Below are 21,559 nucleotides of genomic sequence, written 5' to 3' on the forward strand. Positions count from 1 at the left end.
CCAGGCTGGAGTGGGGTAGTGCGCAAGCATTGCTGTGGGCAGGCAGGGAAGGTCTACATGTGCGTTTTTGGCTTGTTTTTAGAAAAGTAGGCCAAAAACAGCGAATCAGCCCGCGGCACCCAACGCATTTGGCTGCCGCGGGCTGTAGCAGCAGAGAAGCTATTTGATGGCAGATAACAACCGGCTCCACCTGACTTTGTCTGTGAAGGAGGAGGCCAGGGAGTCTGTAGACAGCCACACCATGACCGCTTTGCCTACCACGTATTCTTCGGGCACATAGCCCCAGAAACGCGAGTCATTGGAATTGTGGCGGTTGTCTCCCATCATGAAATAGTAGTTCTGCTTGAAGGTGTAGTGGGTAAGGGCTTTGCCCTTCTGAAACAGTCGGCCATTTTTGACCTCCAGATGCTCATTGTGCTCGTACCTGCGAATGATCTTCTCATAAAGCGGCAGTGTCTCTGGGGTAAGGGCCACCGTTGCGCCTGCCTTAGGGATGTACAGTGGCCCAAAATTGTCCTGGTTCCAGGCGTAATGTTCTGGCGCCTGCGGAAACACGCGCGGGTCAGCCTCACCGGCGGCGGCTGTGAGCGGGGTAACTGCCTGAATGAAATCAAACGTTTTGAGCAGGGCAGCCGTCTTTGGGAGGGTGTGCAGGATATAACCGCCCTGCACCGGTACCACATCGGTAATGTCGTGCTTCCGGAAGAACGCCTCCTGCACGTATTCCTTGGTTTGTACAAAATAGCTGAACTGGAGCTTTTCCGGAGCCGGAGACAGTTTTCCGTTGAGGTACACCTGTCCGTGTTTGATTTCCAGGGTGTCACCGGCTACGGCAATGCAGCGCTTGATCAGGTAGGTTTTCAGGTCAACTGGCCGCTCCACTTCCTCTGGGTGGTTGAACACCACCGGGTCATGGTGCTGCACCTCAGAAAACCCGGGAAAGCGGTAAGCCGGAAGTTGCACCAGGTCTGAGAACGACGCCAGGTTGGTTCCCCAAAGGGTTTGGTGCGTGAGCGGTACCTGCAGCGGGGTAATGGGCGTGCGGGGACCGTAGTGCAATTTGCTTACAAAGAGATAGTCGCCGGTGAGCAGTGACTTCTCCATAGAAGAACTGGGAATGGCAAAAGCCTCAAACGTGAGCCACCTGATGAGCGTGGCGCATACCACGGCAAACATCACGGCATCTGCCCATTCACGGGCCGCGCTTTTCTTTGTGGCCGGGCCGGCCCATGGCTTTTTGCCTTTCCAGAATCTGAGTTTCATAGTTGGTGGCGAACAGGTTGTAAAGCAGCAGAAATATAGAATAAAACTATATTTCTGCTGCTTTATTGCCCGTGCCTATGCCAGCGGAGAAACCACCCACCACGTGTTGCCGTGCGGGTCTTTTACTCCGCCGCTCCGGCCGTAGCTCTGGTCACTCACTTCCATAACTGACGTGGCTCCTGCAGCCAAGGCTTTCTGATATGATTCATCTGCGTTTGCCACGTGAAGGTAAAGCCCGGCGGGTTGGGCAGACCATTGGTCAGAGGCTTCTGCTAACATGAGGGTACTGCCGCCTAGGGTCACTTCGGCATGCATGATCTGGCCGTCTTCCCGCAGATGCTTCAACTTTTCTTCGGCCTGAAAGACATTCTTCAGGAATTCCAGGAATTGAGCGGCGTTGGGAACAATTAAATAAGGCATTACCGTTTGATAGCCTTCTGGAACGGGTACATGAGGCATAGCTTTCTCTTTTAGGTTTTCAAAGGCAGGAAGGAAAGTGGTATAAAAATGCGAAAAATTAATAGATCTGGTATCTTGATTTGCCGCCTTCTGGTCTGTTTTTAAAAATATCACCCCGTCGCTTCTTCAGGGGCATTATTCAAAAGCCACGGAAGTTACTTCCGCGCCATAGGGGGCGAAGAAGTGTGAGGCAGGCCCAGATCGCAGACCTGAACCAGGTCACCAGCAACTCCCAAACAGTTATCTACTAAATCAGACCAGCAAAAGAAAATAAGAGCTGCAAGCCTGCGCCAGCGGGAGTTCAAGAATTTCAGCACGGGTAAACCAACACTGCGCATTGTCGCTGCCCGGCAGCGAGGGCAGTCAGAGACTACCCATCATCACCAGGCACGAGTCTGGAGACTCGCGCCAGCAGCTACAGCAGCCCCTATCAATTTGCCACTAACAGTCTGCCACAGACATTCCACCACCCATGCCCCTGGCTGATGTGCGCAGCACGGGCTCGCCACAGGCTAGCGGTTCAGCAGCAGTTACCTGCAGAGGCAGACATAACCAGACAAGCTGATCAGTGAAGGAACCTAAACCAGTCCTGGGGGTGAGCGCCTCTGTTACTACGGTGCCGCGGGAGCGGCAAGGCCGGAGGGCCTAGTTTTAACAGCAGTGCGAGACGGCAGGACGGGGCCTCGCGGCCGTGAGCGCTTACCATCAACCATGAAACAGTAAAGTGATTTCGCACCGGAGCAAGCGGCACAGCCAAGGGAACAGCAAACCACACATTCCAAAAGATGAAACAGTAAAGTGATTTCGCACTGGGGCAAACGGCAAAGCCAAGGGAACAGCAAACCAAGCATTCCAGCAGAAACGGCAGCCACTTCCATATATTTTTAACGGTAAACAGAACCACACCGCCACAAGCGGTACCCATTCCTGTAGGCACAAAGCGTTCTGCTCAAAGAAAAAAGAAAGACTTTAATTGGGATCCACATCTACCACAACCCGCAACTGCTTAAAATCTTTGTTCTGCAGCAGGTGAAACACCGCTTCCTGAATCTGCGATTTAGAGTACTTGAGATTACCGCTCTCGCGGTCCAGTTTCACATGAATTTCTTGCAGAAACTGGTTCCTGATCTTGAAGATATGCGGCGCCTCTGGGCCTAAAACCCCGGTTCTGCCTAAGCGGTCTACCAGGTCCTTGGCCAGGAGAATGGCGGCGTTTTCACAGGGACGGGCTTCAGGGTGTTTCACGGTAAGCCTAATCATGCGCACAAACGGCGGGTACCTGAACTTTTGCCGCTCGGCAATCTCCTGCTCGTACAGCCCCTGATAGTCATTCTCAATCACCCGCTGGAAAATGGGCTGGTTGGGATTGGCCGTCTGAATAAGCACTTTGCCTTTGTTGCCCTTTCGGCCGGCGCGGCCGCTCACCTGCACAAACAGCTGATAGGCCCGTTCATGCGCCCTAAAGTCTGGGTAGTGAATGATGCTGTCGGCGCTCAAGATGCCTACCAGGCTCACGTGCTCAAAGTCCAGGCCTTTGGTCACCATTTGGGTGCCCACCAGAATGTCAGTGCGCTGCAGCTCAAAGTCTTCAATGATCTGCTGGTGGCTGTTCTTGCGTTTGGTGGTGTCCAGGTCCATGCGCTGGATTCTGGCCTCAGGCAGCAGCAGCTTCAGCTCATCTTCAATCTTCTCAGTCCCGAAGCCCACCGTTTTGAGCATGGTAGAGCCGCAGGCGGGGCAGTCATTGGGTTTGCGTTCAGTATAGCCGCAGTAATGGCAGCGCAGCTCATTGGAGAACTTGTGGTAGGAGAGGCTCACCGCGCAGTTACGGCACTTGGGAATCCAGGCACAGTCATTGCAGTCAATGAACGGGGCATAGCCACGGCGGTTCTGAAACAGAATGACCTGCTCTTTGCGGTGCAGCGTGTCTTCAATGTCATGCACCAGCCGCTGCGAAAAGTGACTGAGCATATTCTTGCGCAGGCTCTCCTGCCGGGTGTCTACCAGTTCTACGGTGGGCAAGGTGGCTTCCCCATACCGCACCAGCAGGTTCACCAGACCCCAGCGGCCGCTCAGGCAATGGTAATAGCTTTCTATAGACGGCGTGGCCGAACCCAGCAACACCTTGGCACTGTGGAACTGCGCCATCATCAAGGCTACCTCGCGGGCGTTGTAGCGGGGGGCGGGATCATGCTGCTTGTAAGAGGGCTCATGCTCCTCGTCCACTATCAGGAGGGAGAGTGAATGGAACGGCAGGAATACACTGGAGCGCACGCCCACCACCACCTGAAACCGGCCTGACAAGATGCCGTTCCAGACTTCTACCCGCTCATTGTCTGAGAACTTGGAGTGGTACACGCCCAACCTGTCACCAAACACGCGTTTGAGGCGGGTCACAATCTGGGCGGTGAGGGCAATCTCCGGGAGCAGGTACAGCACCTGGCCCCCGGCGTCTACCGCTTTTTGAATGAGGTCAATGTAGACTTCGGTTTTGCCGCTCCCCGTAATGCCGTGCAGCAGTACGGTGTCTTTCTCCCCAAAGAAATCCAGCACCTGGTCCCGGGCCGCCGCCTGGTCTGCAGAGAGTTCAGTGGCCAGATAAGGGCCCCGGCCTTCTGCGAGGGGGAAACGGCTTACCACCCGGTCAAACTGCTCCAGCACGCCGTTCTTCAGCAGCGTGTTGATAGCAGAAAGCGAGAGGTGCGGGTTGGAGGTGAGCAGGTTTTTCTCTATCCCTTCTTCATTGGCGGCCAGTTCTTGCAGAAGCGGAACGAGCTGTACGTACTTGAGCAGCACATCCAGCTGCTTGGGTTTGGCCGCCAGTTGGTTAAAGAGTTCTTCCAGGGTGGCTTCATCTGTGGTGAACATGGGCGCCAGCCGGACTTTCTTCACTACTTTGGGCGCGTACTTCTCCGCAATCTCCTCATAGATAATGATGATGTCTTTGAGAAGCAGCGACTTGATGATTTTATGGAAACTGGTGAGTTGCAGCAGCTGGCCCACCTCAGTAAAAGTGAGGTGCGGTTTCTGCCAGAGGGCGAAAATGATTTTCTCCTCGTGGGCGGTTAACGGCCACTCATTGGTTTCCTGATGAAACTGCGGGTGCAGCTGAATTTTAGATTCGCTGCTGAGCTTTAAGGCCGAGGGGAGGGCGGCGTTGATGACTTCACCCAGGGTGCAGAGGTAGTACTCAGCCATCCAGTTGAAGAGACGCAGCTGCGGGGCGGTCACCACCGGTTTTTCGTCAATAACCTCCAGCAGGTATTTGGCCTGGTATTCTTTAGGCGGGTTCTCATGCACCCGCGCCACCACACAACTCAGCACCTTCTTGGCCCCGAACTGCACCAGTACCCGCGCGCCCACCAGCACCTCATCGCCCATTTCATGCGGAATGCGGTAAGTGAAGAGTTTGGGCAGGGGTAACGGCAAAATGACGTCCGCGAACAGGGTAACCCGTTCAGGGACGTCATCAGCAGGTATATTGAATTCTAGTTCAGGAGTCAAAGCGGGCAGTTTAGGCCAAATTTCGGAAAAACAGGCCGGAAACGGAAACTTTGACTTGCGCAGGTTTAAAAATAGTCTTTCGGGCCGGTGGCAGGTACCGTCAGAATCTGCTTGGGCAGGGGTAGGCCATGAAACCCAGCGCTTAGCCTGTCTTAGTTGTTCACTCTAAAGTCTTCCACCAGCAGCGCTTTGTGGGCAGCTCCAGCGTTTTGGGCCTGTAACACGGTGGTATACAGCAGAACAGGCTCATCTTTTCTCAGTTCAAGCTGAAGTTGCTCCACCAGGTCAGTTTGCACGGGCAACCAGAACTCCTGCCCGTTGTATTTAAACAGCAGCTCATACCGGTAACCTTTGATCTCGCGGTGCTTCATGCCCAGCGCCTCCATGAGTTTCACGTTAGGGGCAGACACTGCTCTAAACTGACCGTCATAGATCATGTTCAGGCGATAGCCAGCGGTAGCTTCCACCTCGGCTCCCACGGCGGCAGTAGCCGGCTTGGAGTTCAAAATTGTCTCAATGGTAGCCTCTGGGTGGTTCTTGTTCAAACGGGCCCAGTAGTTACTTCCATCTTGCGCAAAGGTGGTTGCGGCGCAAGCCAACCAAAACCCACCAACTAATAATAACTTCTTCACTTCTAAAGGGTTTAATAGATGTTGAACTCTTCAACAGGAAATTCAACGTGTCATTCCTATTGTTTATCGAAGTTCGGGAGTTTATTTTAAAAGTGCAAGTGCAGGACAAGTGGCGATGGTGGTAAAAGCTGGTTTTTTGCCTGTTTTGGCTTATTTTGTTATTATCTTTATACTAAGTTCTTTTTAAAGTTCTAAACTTATTTTTGTGATTTGAGTTGGTCCAGCGCTTCAGCCACTGAGTGCACCGGCAGCTGGCAGGCGTGGTTGTAGCAGACATAGAAGGTGGTTTGGCCGTTGAGCGCGGTTCTGCCTTCTAGCAGGGGAAGCACAGAGTCCTGCGGTTCTGCTGTCCCTGCCAGCAGGGCGTTGGGCAGAAAGTGTTGCTGGAGAAGGCGCCGTTCCTGGTGGGCGTCTGGCCCTATGACAGCAACCTCTGCACTTGGTTTAAGCTTGAGGAAGTAAAGTGAAGCCCAATTGGCCAAATGGGCAGGCTCCTGCACCACCAGATCCCGCACCTTTGCCAGCATCTTCTCTGAGAGGGAGGTGTATTGGTCATTGTCAAAATACAGCCCCAGCCAGTGCAGGTTGGTCGCCATCACAGAGTTAGAGGCCGGTATGACATTGTCCATGATTTCTTTCTTGCGGGCAATGAGGGCTTCGCTCTCAGCGCTGGTGAAGAAGAAAAGATCTTCTGCCGGGTCATAAAAGTTTTGCAGTGTGTGCTGGGTGAGCTTTTTGGCCTCCCTGAGCCAGTTTTCATCAAAGGTGCACTGGTAGAGGCCAATCAGCGCCTGAATGAGCAGGGCGTAGTCTTCCAGGAACCCGTCAACAGTGGCTTTCCCTTCTTTGTAGGTGTGGTACAGCTTGTTCCCGGTTTTGAGGTTCTGGAGCAGGAAACGGGCGTTGGTACAGGCCAGTTCCAGTATGGTAGGCTCATTCAATGCCTTGTAGGCATCTGTAAGACCCTTTAAGAGAAGCGCGTTCCAGGACGTGAGAATTTTATCATCCAGGCCCGGGTGCACGCGTTGGCTGCGGGCCTGCAGGAGCCGGTCTTTCCAGTTCTGCACATGTTCCTTCAGCTCCTGGGGTGTTAACCCCTGATCTGCGGCAAAGGCGTCATCTGTTTGTCTGCGGTGCAGGATATTGACGCTGTGCTCCCAGTTGCCCTGGGCGGTGGCATTGTAGTACCTGCTGGCCAAGGCGGCCTCTTCGCCCAGAACCTCCTCCAGCTCGGTTTGGGTAAAGACATAGAATTTCCCTTCCTCGCCTTCACTGTCAGCGTCTAAAGACGAATAAAAGCCACCGTCTGGGCGGGTGAGGTCATGTTCAACAAAGGCAATGGTTTCCAGCACCACCTCTTTGTACAGGTCATTGCGCGTTGCCTGATACGCCTCTGCATAGAGACTGATGAGCTGGCCGTTGTCATACAGCATTTTCTCAAAATGCGGCACCAGCCACTCCTCATCAGTTGAATACCGGGCGAAGCCGCCGCCAATCTGGTCATATATTCCGCCGAAGGCCATTTCTTCCAGCGTGAGGTTCAACTGTTCCAGGGCGGCGGTGTCTTGGGTGTGGTAGTAGTAGCGCAGCAGGAACATCCAGATGCTGGGCATGGGAAACTTGGGCGCCTGCATGGTACCGCCCCGTTTAATGTCAAACCTGGCTTTCAGGCGCTGGTACAGCTGCCCAAAGTCATCTGGGTTGAAGTCTGGGTTGCTTTGCTGCAGCCCAAATTGGGAGAGTGTACTGCGGTTCAGGTGCTGGGCAAACTGATCAGCCGACTGGTCCAGCTCTGTACGGTTCTGGCGGTAGGCCTCTGCAATGTTCTGGAGCAGCTGTACCCAGTTCTGGGGCGGGAAATACGTGCCGCCGTAAAAAGGCTTGGCCTCTGGGTTCAGGAATACGTTGAGGGGCCACCCCCCCTGCAGGCCCATGGCGTGCAGGGCGTCCATGTACACCTGGTCCACGTCTGGGCGTTCTTCGCGGTCTACTTTGATGCAGACAAAGTGCTGGTTCATGACCTGGGCAATCTGTTCGTTCTCAAAGCTCTGGTGCTCCATCACATGGCACCAGTGGCAGGCGGCATAGCCAATGCTCACCAGGATAGGTTTCTGCTCTTCCTGGGCTTTCTGCAGCGCCTCTGGGCCCCAGGGGTACCAGTCTACAGGATTGTAGGCGTGCTGCAGCAGGTAAGGGCTGGATTCACGGGCGAGGCGGTTGGGCTTTTTTTCCATAGTGGTGGGTGGTGGGGTTTTCTGTTTTCGGCCTGTTTTGGCCAAAACAGGCCGAAAACAGAAATTGGTTGGCTAACTAAGTATTCCTTGATTCTTTTGACTTCTCATGTTTTCTTATGGCGCAAGCGTCCGCTTGTGCCTATAGGTATTGCAGACCAAAATCCGTGCAGGCACAAGCGGACGCTTGCGCCATGAGAATTCCTTAACTACAGAATTCCTTTAAATTCAGAATTCCTTGAAACCTCAATAATCCTTAGAATGCGTTTTCGGCTTACTTTTTCTGGAACTGGCCAAAAACAGGAAGTTCATGTACGCAACTGACGCTGCACGGTGGCAATTTCTTCGTGTACATTGGCTTCTAACGCCATGGCCTGGAGCTTCTGCAGGAGCTGTTGCAGGAACTGCTGGTGGGCTGAACTGTCAGGGTTGAAGGCGCGGTGGGTCAAGTCCCGCTGCACCTCTGCCCAGCGCTCCAGGAAATGGGAGAAGGCCTGGTCTGCGTACACGTCAATAAATTTCTCCCAAATATAGGTTTCTGCCATTTCTGACGGATGGATCAGGTCTGCGCCATAGAAGCGGTAATCTCTCAGGTCATCTAGCAGCAGCTCATAGGCCGGGAAATAAGAAATCATAGGGTGCTGCTCCTGCGCCAGGTGGGCCGCCAGCCGTAAAATGCTTTTACTCACATTGTTCAGCACCAGGGTGTCTTTCACGTGGCGTACCGGGCTAACAGTCAGGATCACTTGCAGGGTAGGGCAGTGTTCCTGCAGCAGTTGCAGGGTTTGGCGGGCGTCTTGGGTGATTTCTTCCAGGGTGAGCAGGCGCCGGCTGAAAGACCGCTGCGGTACCTTGTGGCAGTTGGCAACCAAGGTGCCGTTGTCATTGCGCTCGTACACATACGCGGTGCCCCAGGTCAGCAGCAGGGCCTGCGCCTGTTTAAGGAAATGGCCGGCCTCCTGCAGAGCCTCCCTGAGCATCTGGAGCAAGCCCTCCGGTTCTGCATGGCGGTAAGACGAATGGAAGTCATGGTGAAACCACAGGCCTTGCCGCTCCACCAGCCCATCTGCCAGGCCTGCGGTATCACCGGTAACGGCGGCTCTTATGAGTTTATGGGCCGAAAGCGGGTTGAAGATGGTGCCAAACGGGTTCACCTGTGCGTTGGCCTTCACCAGCCGGAGCTTGCGGCCTATGACCTCTGCAAAGCAGGAGCCTATGGTAAAGATGCCTTTGGTGCGGGAAAAACGAATGGGGGCGGGTGGAATGTGTATTTCTGTACGGAACTGCATGAACCAAAAAGAAGGTGCAGCTACAAAATACGTAAAAACCTCCTTAACCGTCTGGATTTAATAACGGCAGAAGCTGGGGGAGGCGGTCAATGGCAAACGTAGGGTTGGCTTTGTGACACAGGGCCGTGTTGCCGTACCCAAAGGTGGCCCAGCAGGAGGCAATGCCTGCGTTGTTGGCGAACTCCAGATCTGCATGGGTGTCTCCCACCATCAGGAACTGGTTGTTCTTTGCCTGCGGGTAGTGGGGCTGTATCACCTGGTGAAACGCCATGGGGTGGGGCTTTTTCTTGAGCGGCAGGGCCGGATTGTCCCCAATGACCAGGTCAAAATAGGGGCGCAGGTTGAATTTGAGCAGCGCATCTTCAATGGCCTGCTGGCCTTTGTTACTGATCACCGCACAGGCCAGGCCCAATTCTTTGAGGTTTTTGAGCAGAGGCTCAGCGCCGTCAAACAGGGTGGTGAGGCGGCCGCCGTCAGTGTCATAGATGGTGCGGTACAGGTGCACCCATTCGGCCAGCTCCGCATGTTTTTCTTCCTCCCGCAGGGGCGGGTGAAGGAGCGGCAGCATTTCCCAGAGATTGGCCCCGGTGCTAATGCCTTCTTTTACCTGCTGTTCTCCGGGCGGGGTCACCCCTTGGTGTTCAAACGTCTTCTGAAACGTGTACAGGATAGAGTCCTGGGTGGCGCAGAGCGTGCCGTCAAAGTCAAAGATGAGCACCTGGTAGGGAAGCATGGCAGTAGGATAATGGGGTCTGGTGGGTGGCTGATCAGGTGAGAAGCCGGCGAAGTTTCTGTTTTCGGCCTGTTTTGGCCAAAACAGGCCGAAAACAGCTTTAAAGGGCCCTGCTAGAACCGGCTTAAAACAAAAACATCCTGCCGTTTTACGGCAGGATGTTTAAAAAGATCGTTGTGTAGGAATTAAGCTTCTACAACGTTGAAGCGAACCTGGTGCTTCACTTCTTTGTGCAGGTTCAGTGTGGCGGTGTATTCGCCCAAAGACTTCACCTCCTGGTCAAAGTCAATGCGCTTACGGTCTACCTCATACCCAAGGCTCTTCAAAGCCTCAGAAACTTGAAGGGTAGTTACCGCACCAAAGATTTTACCGGTTTCACCGGCTTTGGCAGGGATGTTCAACACGGTCTCACCAATACGGTTTGCCAGTTCCTGAGCATCTTTCTGGATTTTATCTGCTTTGTGGGCAGCCTGGCGTACGTTCTCCTCCACTACTTTTTTAGCAGAAGGGGTTGCCATTACCGCCAGTCCTTGAGGGATCAGGTAGTTACGGCCGTACCCTGGTTTTACGTCAACCACATCGTTTTTATAGCCAACGCCTTTCACGTCATCTTTCAGAATAACTTGCATCGTTCTTTACCTCCTTATTTTAAAGAATCCGTTACGTAAGGCAGAATTGCCAGGTGACGAGCTCTAGCCACGGCCTGAGCTACTTTGCGCTGGAACTTCAAAGAAGTACCGGTCAGGCGGCGAGGAAGGATTTTGCCTTGCTCGTTCACAAACTTCAATAAGAAGTTGCCGTCTTTGTAGTCAATATACTGGATTCCGTTTTTCTTGAAACGGCAGTATTTCTTGCGCGTGTCTTGCTTGTGGATTTTTTCGTTTACTAAACTCATGATGCTTGTGCCTCCTTCTCTTTTTTAGATGATTTAAACTCACCGTTTCTGCGGCGCTCATTGTAAGCAACAGCGTGCTTGTCAAGGGCGGTGGTCAGGAAGCGGATGATTTTCTCATCACGACGGAATGCTAGTTCCAGCGCGTCTACCACGGTAGAAGGGCCCTGGAACTCCATGAGGTGGTAGAAGCCGGTGTTTTTCTTCTCAATTGGGTAAGCCAGTTTTTTTAGACCCCAATTCTCCTCATGGATAATGTCGGCGCTATTTTCCTTAAGCACCTGTCTGAACTTCTCGACCGTCTCCTGCATCTGAACCTCGTTCAATAACGGGGTCATGATGAAGAGAACTTCGTAGTTTTTTAACGACATGGTTAAAATGATTATTTGGTTCGAAGCGGCAAAGGTACGCCTATTTCCAGCACAAAACAAACAAACTTTGCAACTGGTGTGGCTAAATAAATTCAGGTGACCGGATGCTCACCTGAAAGTACGTTTCAGGGCTGTTTTCCTGAAAAAAGCCCTGAAATAGAGACTGGCCCTGATGTGAGGCTAGTGGTTTGGGGTATAAGATGCGCAACAGGGGTGGCACAGGCCAGAAGCAGGGAAGGGGATTCCCTATTTAATATTTGAGTTTGATGGGTTGGCACCTGAATGAAGAAGCCCGTTTTCTGTTTTTGGCCTGTTTTTAGAAAAGCAGGCCAAAAACAGAAAACGGATTTTCAGAGAAGTTTCCAACTGGGGCTAAGCAGATATAAAATGATACAGGTCATGGGTGAAGAAAGGTGTTATCATCCCCTTGCGTTGCACCTTATATAATAGGAGTGGTCAGAGGCCTAGGGAGGGGGCCTGAGGGGGCATAAGCGTGGCAGCTGCAGGAAAGACAGGTGGGAGAACGTAAAAAGGGGGCTGAAACGGGGTGTTTGCGAACAAAATGACAGTAATTTATAAGAATTCTAAATAGGGTGAAAAGAGCCTTGCAGCATGATTTGAAGCCTGTTTATGAGGGCTTTAGTACGTGTTATTACTGAGGGAAAAAGAAGAAATATTGTGTTTGAATAATGGTTATCGGGTAGTAGATTTGTGCCCGTAATGTACTTTCAATATACTAACACTACATTTAAGCTATGATTAGCTGTAAAAAGAGAGCAAAATCTACCTTCCTACTCCCTTTTATCTTTATCTTCTTTGTGGTTTCCAGTGCTTTTGCGCAGGAAACGGCACAGGTAGGTACTGCGGGTGTAACGCCAGGTTCTGCTGAGGCGGCTCCGGCTGCCGGGGGCGGTGGTGGTGCTGATGCGGCTGTAATTGATGCCGGGAGTACCCTTTTCAAGAATAACTGTGCGCAGTGTCACGCTGTAACCGCAGAAGTTGTAGTAGGTCCTGGTCTGAAGGATGTGCACAAGAGAAGATCACAGTCTTGGCTGCAGAAATGGATCAAGAACTCAAGTGCTCTCATTCAAAGCGGCGACAAAGATGCGGTAGCCGTTTACAATGAATATGCTAAGCAGCAGATGCCTTCTTTCGCCTTCTCTGATGATGAGCTGAACGCCATCATTGCTTACATTAAGCAGGAAAGTGAGAGCGCGGCCACTGACATGGCGCCAAGTGGCGTGCCGGGTGCTGAAGCTGGCGCTCAGGTTGGCACTAACGCTCCTGATGCGGTAGGCGGCTACGTAGACATGCTCTTAATAGTGCTGGTAGTGGTGCTGATTGTACTAGTGATCACGCTGCTGATCATTGCCTCAGTTCTGAAGAACTACCTGAAGAACAAAACAGACCTTACGGGTGCTGAGCAGGAAATGCTGGAGCGCCGCACCAACTTTGCCAATATCTACAAGTCAAAAGCGGTACGGGTGATTGTGGGTCTGATCTTTATAGTAGTGTTGGTGGATATCTCCATTGATAAAGTAATGGGAGTGGGTATTCAGCAAGGGTACGCTCCCAGACAACCTATTGCTTTCTCCCATAAACTGCACGCCGGTGATCACCAGATCAACTGTAACTACTGCCACACCTCGGTTTACAAGAGCGAGAAAGCAAACATTCCTTCGGCAAACATCTGTATGAACTGCCATAGCCAGATCAAGAAGGAGTCTCCAGAGATTCAGAAAATCTACCGCGCTATTGAAAATAACAAGCCTATTGAGTGGGTACGGGTACACAACCTGCCTGAGTTGGCTTACTTCAACCACTCTCAGCACACTAAAGTGGGCGGGGTGGAGTGCCAGACGTGCCACGGTCCTATTGAGACCATGGAAGTGGTAGCCCAGTACTCGCCATTGACCATGGGCTGGTGTATTGACTGTCACCGCAACACTCCTCTGAACACAGAAGGAAACGCTTATTATGACAACTTGGTGAAGTTGCATGAGAAGCAGTCAAAAGGCGCTTTCATTGTGGCGTCTAACGGTGGTACTGAATGTTCTAAGTGCCACTACTAATCAATTCCATATCCTGAATTTGAGTTTTTGAGATATATGCAAGAAACAATTAAATACTGGAGAGGGGTAGAGGAGTTAAACAACACTCCGGAATTCCAGCAGCATGCTCATAACGAGTTTCCTGAGTTCCTGCCAGTAAGTGAAGCCAACGGAGATGATTCTTCCTCTCCTGTAGCTCCAAGACGTGATTTCTTAAAACTGTTGGGTTTTGGGATGGCAGCGGTTACGCTAGCCTCTTGTGAGGCCCCGGTTCGTAAAGCGATCCCTTACCTGCATAAACCAGAAGAAGTAGAGCCGGGTGTAGCCAACTGGTATGCCTCTACTTACTTTATGGGGGATTTCTACAACCCCGTGTTGGTGAAAACAAGAGAAGGGCGTCCAATCAAAATTGAGGGGAACCCGCTTTCTCCCATCACCCAGGGCGGTACGCACGCCCGGTCACAGGCTTCTTTGCTGGGACTTTATGACCAGTCCAGACTGAAAGGCCCAATGGCTGGCGGCAAGGAGGTTTCCTGGAAAGAGGTTGACCAAAAAATCAGAACCCGCCTCACCGGCGTACAGGGGAAAGTGGTGTTGGTGTCAAACACCATCATCAGCCCGAGTACCAAAACGGTGATCAGGGAGTTTGGAGCCCAGTTTCCTTCTTTTGAACACGTAACCTATGATCCAAAGTCTGCTTATGGCTTGTTACGTGCTAACGGTGGTCTGGTACCTGGGTACGATTTCAGCAAAGCCAAAGTCATTGTTTCTGTTGGCGCTGACTTCTTAGGATCCTGGATCTCTCCGGTAGAGTATTCAAAACAATATATCATTAACCGGAAAGTGACGGCTGAGAACCCTACCATGTCTCGTCACATCCAGTTTGAGAGCTTCTTGAGCTTAACCGGGGCCAACGCCGACGTGCGGGTACCGGTGAAGCCCTCTGAGTATGGGGCGGTGGTAGCTGCCTTATACAATGCAGTAGCCAGAGGTGCCGGTGCAGAGGCAATCACTGCTCCAAATAACGCCTATGCGAAGCAGGTAGAAGCGGCTGCCAAAGAATTGTTGGCTAACCGTGGCGCTGCCTTAGTGGTATCTGACTCTAATGATGCGTCTGTTCAAGCGTTAGTGGCCGGTATTAACAGAGCATTAGGCGCAGAAGGTAGCACTATCAATACCGCTGCCCCTTCTTATGTGCGTCAGGGAGATGATGCCCGTATGCTTCGTCTTGTTCAGGACATGAACAACGGCGGTGTAGGGGCTGTGATCTTCTATGGTGCCAACCCTGTTTATGATCACCCGTTAAGCCAGCAGATTGTAAGCGGGCTGAAGAAGGTAGGCGTGAAGATCTCCTTTGCTGACAGAGCTGATGAGACCGCTTCTTTAGCTGACTATATCTGCCCAGACAGCCATTTCCTGGAGTCCTGGAATGACTACGAGCCCAAAAGAGGTTTCTTGAGCTTGGCTCAACCAGCTATCACGCCAATTTATAACACCAGACAGGCCCAGCAATCCCTGTTGGTATGGACCGGCTCTACCACAGACTACTACAATGTGATTCAGAGAACCTGGTCAGGTGTAGTGGGCAGCGCCGCCGGATGGGATAAAGCCGTTCATGATGGTGTTGCGCAAGGAACTACCGGTTTGAACGAGCCAACAGCCGCTGTTGCTCCTGTCACCTTGGCGGGTGCCGCGGTAGGCATTAACAAAGCTGCCCGCGCGGCAGCCGGTAAAGGTGCCTTTGAGCTTGAAATTTACGAGAAGGTAGCTATTGGAACTGGCCAGCATACCAACAACCCATGGTTGCAGGAAATGTCTGACCCCACCACCAAAGCAGTTTGGGATAATTACGTTACCATCTCCCAGGCAGATGCCAAAGCACAGGACATTGAACAAAATGATGTGCTGCGGGTAACTGCAAAAGGTAAAACCATTGAATTGCCTGCCTTGATCCAGCCCGGCCAAGCAGTGGGGACTGTTGGTATTGCCGTTGGATATGGCCGTACCCATGGCGGACAGGCTGCTAACAATGTTGGCGCTAATGTGTACCCGTTGGTAACCGTTTCTGACAATGCGTTACAGTATACCAATACTGTCACTATTGAAAAGGCGGGTACTGATAAGCCTATTGCCCAAACCCAGACCCACCACACGGTAATGGGCCGTAATGTGGTTCAGGAGTCAACATTAGGCAAGTACAAGCAAGATCCTAAGAGCGTAACAGAGTATATTAAAATTGCTACGCCAGACGGACCTCAAAAGCCGCAGAAAGTATCTCTTTGGCAAGATTACGAATATAAGAACCACCACTGGGGTATGGTCATTGACCTGAACTCCTGTATTGGTTGTGGTTCTTGTACAGTAAGCTGCCAGGTAGAGAACAACATACCTGTTGTAGGTAAGCAGGAAGTATTGAACCGCCGTGAAATGCACTGGCTGCGTATTGACCGCTATTATAGCAGTGATGCTACCCGTGAAGACGGTGGGTTTGAGAAAATGGAAGACCCGTCTGCTAATCCTGCAGTGGTGTTCCAACCAATGCTATGCCAGCACTGTAACCATGCTCCGTGCGAGACGGTTTGTCCGGTGGCTGCAACTATGCACAGCACTGAGGGTATCAACCAAATGGTGTACAACCGCTGTGTGGGTACCCGTTACTGCGCAAACAACTGCCCATATAAAGTACGTCGCTTCAACTGGTTCAACTATGCGAACAATGAGAAGTTTGACTACAACATGAACAACGACCTAGGTAAGATGGTGTTAAACCCAGATGTTACCGTTCGTTCGCGTGGTGTAATGGAGAAATGCTCGTTCTGCGTACAGCGTATACAGGCAGGTAAGTTAGAGGCCAAGAAAGAAGCCCGTCGTCCTAAAGATGGTGAGATAGTTACTGCTTGTGCCCAGGCTTGCCCAACCAACGCCATCATCTTTGGAGATATGCTGGATCCTAACAGCCAGGTATCACAAATCCTGAAGCGTGAAGAAGGGGAGCGTGCGTTCCACGTGTTGGAAGAGTTGAACACTCAGCCAAACGTGACTTACTTAACCAAAATCAGAAACCAAGCTTAATTTAACACAGAAAGATATATGCAGCACGTATCTCCGATAAGAGAACCCTTAGTAACCGGAGGGAAAACTTATGCAGACATCACGGAGGACGTTTGTCGGCAGGTGGAAGCCAAGCCGAACGTCCGTTGGATGGTGGCCCTGGGGGTTTCTTTGGTATTTCTTGGAATCTTTATTTACTCTGTATACCGTACCTTGTGGTTTGGGATTGGGGAATGGGGACTCAACAAAACAGTAGGTTGGGCTTGGGATATCACCAACTTCGTATGGTGGGTAGGTATTGGCCACGCCGGTACTCTGATTTCGGCCATCTTGCTTTTGTTCCGTCAGAAATGGAGAACCTCTATTAACCGCGCCGCTGAGGCGATGACCATTTTTGCGGTAATCTGTGCGGCCATGTTCCCTGTTTTGCACATGGGCCGACCTTGGTTGGCGTACTGGGTATTGCCTCTTCCAAACACATTTGGCTCCCTGTGGGTGAACTTTAACTCTCCTCTTCTTTGGGACGTGTTTGCCATCAGTACCTATTTCTCAGTGTCACTGGTTTTCTGGTACATAGGTTTGATCCCAGACTTTGCAACCATCAGAGACAGAGCTACCGGTCCAATTGCCCGCAGAGCGTATGCTTTGTTAAGCATGAACTGGACAGGATCTGCCAAACACTGGTCTCGTTATGAGACAGTGTCATTGATCTTAGCCGGCTTGGCAACGCCACTGGTACTTTCAGTGCACACCATTGTATCAATGGACTTTGCCACTTCGGTAATTCCTGGTTGGCACACCACCATCTTCCCTCCATACTTTGTGGCTGGAGCTATCTTCTCAGGGTTTGCCATGGTATTGACCTTGATGATCATTACCCGCAAGACTTTCAAACTGGAAGATTATATTACCCTGGAGCACGTTGAGTCTATGAACAAGGTAATCACCTTAACAGGATCAATTGTAGGGGTGGCTTATATCACAGAATTCTTTATTGCCTGGTATTCAGGGGTGGAGTATGAGCAATATGCATTTATCAACCGGGCTACAGGCCCTTACTGGTGGGCATACTGGTCTATGATGACTTGTAACGTAATTACGCCTCAGCTTTTCTGGTTCAGATCAATCCGCAGAAGCCTTACCGCCACCTTTATCATCTCCATCTTTGTGAACATTGGTATGTGGTTTGAGCGTTTCGTGATCATTGTAACGTCTCTGCACCGTGACTTCCTGCCATCCAGCTGGGTAATGTTCTCCCCAACGAGCATTGACATAGGAGTCTATGTAGGAACCATGGGCTTGTTCTTTACTTTATTCCTCCTGTTTGCCAAATTCTTCCCAGTGGTGAACATGGCAGAGGTGAAATCTATTTTGAAGTCGTCTAGAGGGGTAAGCCACACCCACAACCCTGACGCATCTATGCATGGCACAGCTCCTAACACCCACAAACATGACTAGTAAGAAATATATACTCGGAGTATTTGATGACGAGGATGTGCTGCTGAACGCCATTGAGAAAACACGCGCGGCAGGCACCAGAATCTATGATGTATTCTCGCCCTATCCTATACACGGCATTGATGATGTGTTAGGGATTCAGCGGTCAAGACTGCCTATTGTGGCCTTCTTGTGCGGCTTGTGTGGTACCTCTTTCGCCCTTTGGATGCAGATCTACATGCTGGGCTTTGACTGGCCAATGATAATTGGTGGTAAGCCGCACGTAGCCCTTCCTGCCTTCATTCCGGTTACCTTTGAATTAACTGTACTTTGTGCGGCGTTTGGTATGGTGATCACATTCTTTGTGATTAGTGGTCTCCGCCCAACGTTGAAAGTGCCAGTGATGGATGTTCGGTCAACTGATGACAAATACGTAATGGCCATTGAGTTGAAAGAAGGAACAGATATTAATAAACTCAATGATCTTCTCCGTTCAAACGGGGCAATCGAAGTAAACGAGAAGGAGGTAGTTAAATAATGAACAATATCTTCAGAACTGGGGCTAAAGCCTCTTTGATTCTTCTTTCTTCTGCACTCTTTGCTTCCTGCGGACAAGATACGCAGGATCCAGGCTTGGAGTATGCGCCTGATATGTACTATCCGGTATCATATGAGCCGTTGAAACAACTGGAAGGAAATAACAACGCCATTAACCCCGGGGGGTTGAATATGCGCGTACCTGCTGCCAATACTATTGCCCGCGGTAAACTAGGGTTCTATACCCATATTTCTAAAGACAGTGCTGAGGTGGCCGGACGTGAATTGTCAAATCCGTTACGGGCGAACCAGAAAAACCTTGAAGAAGGAAAAGTGTTATACCTACGTTTCTGCTCGCCTTGCCATGGTGATTCTGGAACAGGGGACGGGTTAGTGGGTGCTAAGTTTAAAGGTGTACCCAATTATACCCAGGGCCGTTACGCTGCGTTGCCCGCTGGCCACATCTACCACGTGATTGTAAACGGTCGCGGACGTATGATGCCTCACGGTACGCAGGTAAACCCGGAAGAGCGCTGGAAGATAGTGATGTATGTGCAGCAGTTGCAAAAGGGGAAAGTTGATGTAGAGGCAGACACCGAAGCAGATACCGGATCTCTCGTACAAGACGCTCCTAACGGCCCCAGCACCAATGCAAACAGCAACGAGGTGACCGGAACCACTGTTCATCCTACTAAGGATATTCGTAGTAATTAACCGTAAAAGGTATTTTTGAAATGATAACTGAAGAAAGACTTAGTATCTCAAAAAGAACCACCAACAGGTTCTTCTTCATGATAGCTATAGGGTTGGTGCTGCTGGTTGCCGGTCTTGTGATTGCTGCCAATTTTAGCGGTGGGCATGGAGATGCCCACGGAGCTGAAGCTGGTGGGCATGGAGCTGGATGGGTACAGCGTTTAATGGCCAACCTTTGGATGAACAATGTGTATTTTACAGGAATCTCTGTTGTAGGTATACTATTTGTGGCTATACAATATGTGGCTTACGCAGGTTGGTCTGTGGTGATTAAGAGAGTTCCTGAGGCACTTGGCAGCTATCTGTTAGTTGGTGGAGTCATCATGCTTCTTGTGTTCCTCCTTCCTATCATCTTTACAGGGCACAACACCCTCATGCACTGGACTGATCATGCACTCACTGAGGTGGGAAACCCTAAATATGACCCTATTATTGCGGGTAAATCTGGTTTCCTGAACGTTCCGTTCTATACTATCAGAATGATCGCCTATTTCACGTTGTGGTTCTTATTTTTCAAGTGGTTGAGAAAAGAATCATTGGCAGAAGATCTGAATGGCGGGTTAAACCATTATAATAAGAGCATTAGATTAGGAGCAACCTTTCTGGTTATCTTTGGGGTAACGTCTTCCATGTCTGCCTGGGATTGGGTGATGTCAATTGACACCCACTGGTTCAGTACCATGTTTGGCTGGTATGTGTTTGCCAGCTGGTGGGTTTCCGGATTGGCTGCCATCACCTTGACCGTAATTTTCCTGAAGCAGAATGGCTACCTGAAAATGGTCACTTCCAATCACCTGCATGACCTTGGTAAATTTGTGTTTGGTTTCAGTATTTTCTGGACGTACATCTGGTTCTCCCAGTTCATGCTGTACTGGTATGCAAACATTCCTGAAGAAGCCATCTATTTCATTGAGCGTTTAGGAGGTAATAACAACCATTACACCTGGATTTTCTTCTTCAACCTGTTTATCAACTTTGCTTTCCCGTTCCTGGTTCTGATGACCAGAGACGCAAAGCGACAGATGCTGGTTCTGAAGATTGTATGTATTGCCATCTTGATTGGACACTGGTTTGACTTCTATATGATGATTATGCCGGGAACTATGCGTGCCGAAAGTGGTTTTGGATTAATAGAGATAGGTACTGCTTTGACTTTCCTGGGAATCTTCCTGGTAAGATATACTAAAGAGCTGACCAAAGCCTCTCTGGTTCCAGTGAACCACCCATTCCTGGAAGAAAGTGTTCATCATCACGTTTAAGACTCATTTTAAAAGATACAGATAATGATTACGATTGCTGTAGCACTATCAATCATCCTATTACTGGTCACGCTCTACCTGTTATTTAGAATCCAGATTCTGGCTTCTATCTTCAAGGGTAGCTATAGACGTGATGTTGGCAAAAGCAACAAAGTGAATGCCGTTCTTCTATTGGTATTCTTCTTTGTGATGGGAGGGCTTTTCATTTGGTCTTTTATGGATGCCAAAGAAGATATGATTCTTCCTAATGCTTCTGTACATGGAATTGACATTGACCAAATGTTCTGGTTAACCATGGCGGTTATTGGAATTGTGTTTGTCATCACACACATTCTGCTTTTTGTTTACTCCTACAAGTACCAACACCAAGATGGCAAGCGCGCGTATTTCTATCCGCATAACAACAAGATCGAAATTATCTGGACAGTTATTCCTGCGGTTGTAATGGCGTTGCTGGTTTTCTCAGGTTGGAAAACCTGGGCAAAAATTACCAGCCCGGCCCCTCAGGATGCTGTGGTGGTGGAGATCATGGGTAAGCAGTTTAACTGGTTGACCCGCTACCCTGGGGCAGACAATAAATTGGGTGTGGTTAAACATACTTTGATCACTGCTGAAAATGAATTTGGTATTGATTTGACTGATCAGAATTCAGCAGATGATTTTCCGGGTGAGCCAAGTGCTTTCCACGTTCCTAAGGGCACGCCGGTATTATTGAAAATCAGATCAAGAGATGTGATTCATAGTGTGTTCCTTCCGCACTTCAGAGTAAAGATGGATGCTGTACCTGGTATGCCTACATCTTTCTGGTTTATCCCAACCAAGACTACCGCTGAAATGCAGACAGAGACAGGTAATCCTGATTTCCAGTATGAACTGGCCTGTACTGAAGTGTGCGGACGTGGTCACTTTGCCATGAAAACTATCCTTGTGGTTGATGAGCCTGAAGAATATAAGAAGTGGGTAGAGGCTCAGTCAAAGAAAACATTTGCTACCACCTTGCAGGGAGGTGGCTCTGACAGTGCAGCAGTTGCTGTAAATTCAGAAGCCGGTGCTGCAAGTCTTGCTACAAAACAATAGTTATAATCTCTTAACAGTAT

17 protein-coding genes are annotated in these 21,559 nt (G+C 50.5%); 7 read left to right on the top strand and 10 right to left on the bottom strand.

The window, feature by feature from the left end; all coding sequences use genetic code 11:
- Positions 1–159: 159 nt before the first annotated feature.
- From lepB to rpsF, 10 genes are all read right to left on the bottom strand, one after another.
- The gene (gene lepB / locus FHS90_RS17765) at positions 160–1,263 is read right to left on the bottom strand and encodes a signal peptidase I (RefSeq protein WP_182514045.1); all 1,104 of its coding nucleotides are present in this window, start codon (positions 1,261–1,263) and stop codon (positions 160–162) included.
- A 75-nt stretch (positions 1,264–1,338) separates the two neighbouring features.
- Positions 1,339–1,722 (bottom strand): VOC family protein, encoded by a 384-nt coding sequence (locus FHS90_RS17770; RefSeq protein WP_066836018.1) that lies wholly within the window; start codon positions 1,720–1,722, stop codon positions 1,339–1,341.
- A gap of 969 nt (positions 1,723–2,691) precedes the next feature.
- A complete protein-coding gene (priA, locus tag FHS90_RS17775; RefSeq protein ID WP_182514046.1) occupies positions 2,692–5,226 on the bottom strand; it encodes a replication restart helicase PriA in 2,535 nt (844 codons plus the stop codon).
- Between the two features lie 152 nt (positions 5,227–5,378).
- The gene (locus FHS90_RS17780; RefSeq protein ID WP_153042755.1) at positions 5,379–5,858 is read right to left on the bottom strand and encodes a hypothetical protein; all 480 of its coding nucleotides are present in this window, start codon (positions 5,856–5,858) and stop codon (positions 5,379–5,381) included.
- 197 nt (positions 5,859–6,055) lie between these two features.
- The gene (locus FHS90_RS17785) at positions 6,056–8,092 is read right to left on the bottom strand and encodes a thioredoxin domain-containing protein (protein WP_182514047.1); all 2,037 of its coding nucleotides are present in this window, start codon (positions 8,090–8,092) and stop codon (positions 6,056–6,058) included.
- Between the two features lie 305 nt (positions 8,093–8,397).
- The gene (locus FHS90_RS17790; RefSeq protein ID WP_066837638.1) at positions 8,398–9,378 is read right to left on the bottom strand and encodes a GSCFA domain-containing protein; all 981 of its coding nucleotides are present in this window, start codon (positions 9,376–9,378) and stop codon (positions 8,398–8,400) included.
- A 43-nt stretch (positions 9,379–9,421) separates the two neighbouring features.
- Positions 9,422–10,111, bottom strand: a complete 690-nt coding sequence (locus FHS90_RS17795) for an HAD family hydrolase (protein WP_066837634.1) — start codon at positions 10,109–10,111, stop codon at positions 9,422–9,424.
- A 185-nt stretch (positions 10,112–10,296) separates the two neighbouring features.
- Positions 10,297–10,740, bottom strand: coding sequence for a 50S ribosomal protein L9 (gene rplI / locus FHS90_RS17800; protein ID WP_066837631.1), 444 nt, complete (start codon positions 10,738–10,740; stop codon positions 10,297–10,299).
- Between the two features lie 14 nt (positions 10,741–10,754).
- Positions 10,755–11,006 (bottom strand): 30S ribosomal protein S18, encoded by a 252-nt coding sequence (gene rpsR / locus FHS90_RS17805; RefSeq protein WP_066837628.1) that lies wholly within the window; start codon positions 11,004–11,006, stop codon positions 10,755–10,757.
- A complete protein-coding gene (rpsF, locus tag FHS90_RS17810; protein WP_066837626.1) occupies positions 11,003–11,374 on the bottom strand; it encodes a 30S ribosomal protein S6 in 372 nt (123 codons plus the stop codon). The genes rpsR and rpsF overlap by 4 nt, the downstream gene beginning before the upstream one ends.
- A 755-nt stretch (positions 11,375–12,129) precedes the next feature.
- On the opposite strand from rpsF, the gene FHS90_RS17815 reads away from it, so the two are divergent.
- Genes FHS90_RS17815 through FHS90_RS17845 form a run of 7 tightly spaced genes read left to right on the top strand, consistent with a single transcriptional unit; the run spans position 12,130 to position 21,539 of the window.
- Complete coding sequence (locus tag FHS90_RS17815) at positions 12,130–13,446, top strand: c-type cytochrome (protein WP_082893728.1); 1,317 nt, start codon at positions 12,130–12,132, stop codon at positions 13,444–13,446.
- A gap of 36 nt (positions 13,447–13,482) precedes the next feature.
- Complete coding sequence (locus FHS90_RS17820) at positions 13,483–16,497, top strand: TAT-variant-translocated molybdopterin oxidoreductase (protein WP_182514048.1); 3,015 nt, start codon at positions 13,483–13,485, stop codon at positions 16,495–16,497.
- Between the two features lie 18 nt (positions 16,498–16,515).
- Positions 16,516–17,934 carry an NrfD/PsrC family molybdoenzyme membrane anchor subunit gene (gene nrfD, locus FHS90_RS17825; RefSeq protein WP_182514049.1) on the top strand — a complete coding sequence of 473 codons (1,419 nt, stop codon included), beginning with the start codon at positions 16,516–16,518 and terminating at the stop codon, positions 17,932–17,934.
- A complete protein-coding gene (locus FHS90_RS17830; protein ID WP_066837618.1) occupies positions 17,927–18,451 on the top strand; it encodes a DUF3341 domain-containing protein in 525 nt (174 codons plus the stop codon). The genes nrfD and FHS90_RS17830 overlap by 8 nt, the downstream gene beginning before the upstream one ends.
- Positions 18,451–19,164 (top strand): c-type cytochrome, encoded by a 714-nt coding sequence (locus FHS90_RS17835; protein WP_182514050.1) that lies wholly within the window; start codon positions 18,451–18,453, stop codon positions 19,162–19,164. Before FHS90_RS17830 ends, FHS90_RS17835 begins: the two co-directional genes overlap by 1 nt.
- A 20-nt stretch (positions 19,165–19,184) precedes the next feature.
- Positions 19,185–20,462, top strand: a complete 1,278-nt coding sequence (locus FHS90_RS17840; RefSeq protein ID WP_220483103.1) for a quinol:cytochrome C oxidoreductase — start codon at positions 19,185–19,187, stop codon at positions 20,460–20,462.
- 24 nt (positions 20,463–20,486) lie between these two features.
- Positions 20,487–21,539 (top strand): cytochrome c oxidase subunit II, encoded by a 1,053-nt coding sequence (locus FHS90_RS17845; RefSeq protein WP_074987993.1) that lies wholly within the window; start codon positions 20,487–20,489, stop codon positions 21,537–21,539.
- Positions 21,540–21,559 lie beyond the last annotated feature (20 nt).

It is taken from the genome of Rufibacter ruber, assembly GCF_014138425.1.
GTDB lineage: Bacteria > Bacteroidota > Bacteroidia > Cytophagales > Hymenobacteraceae > Nibribacter > Nibribacter ruber_C.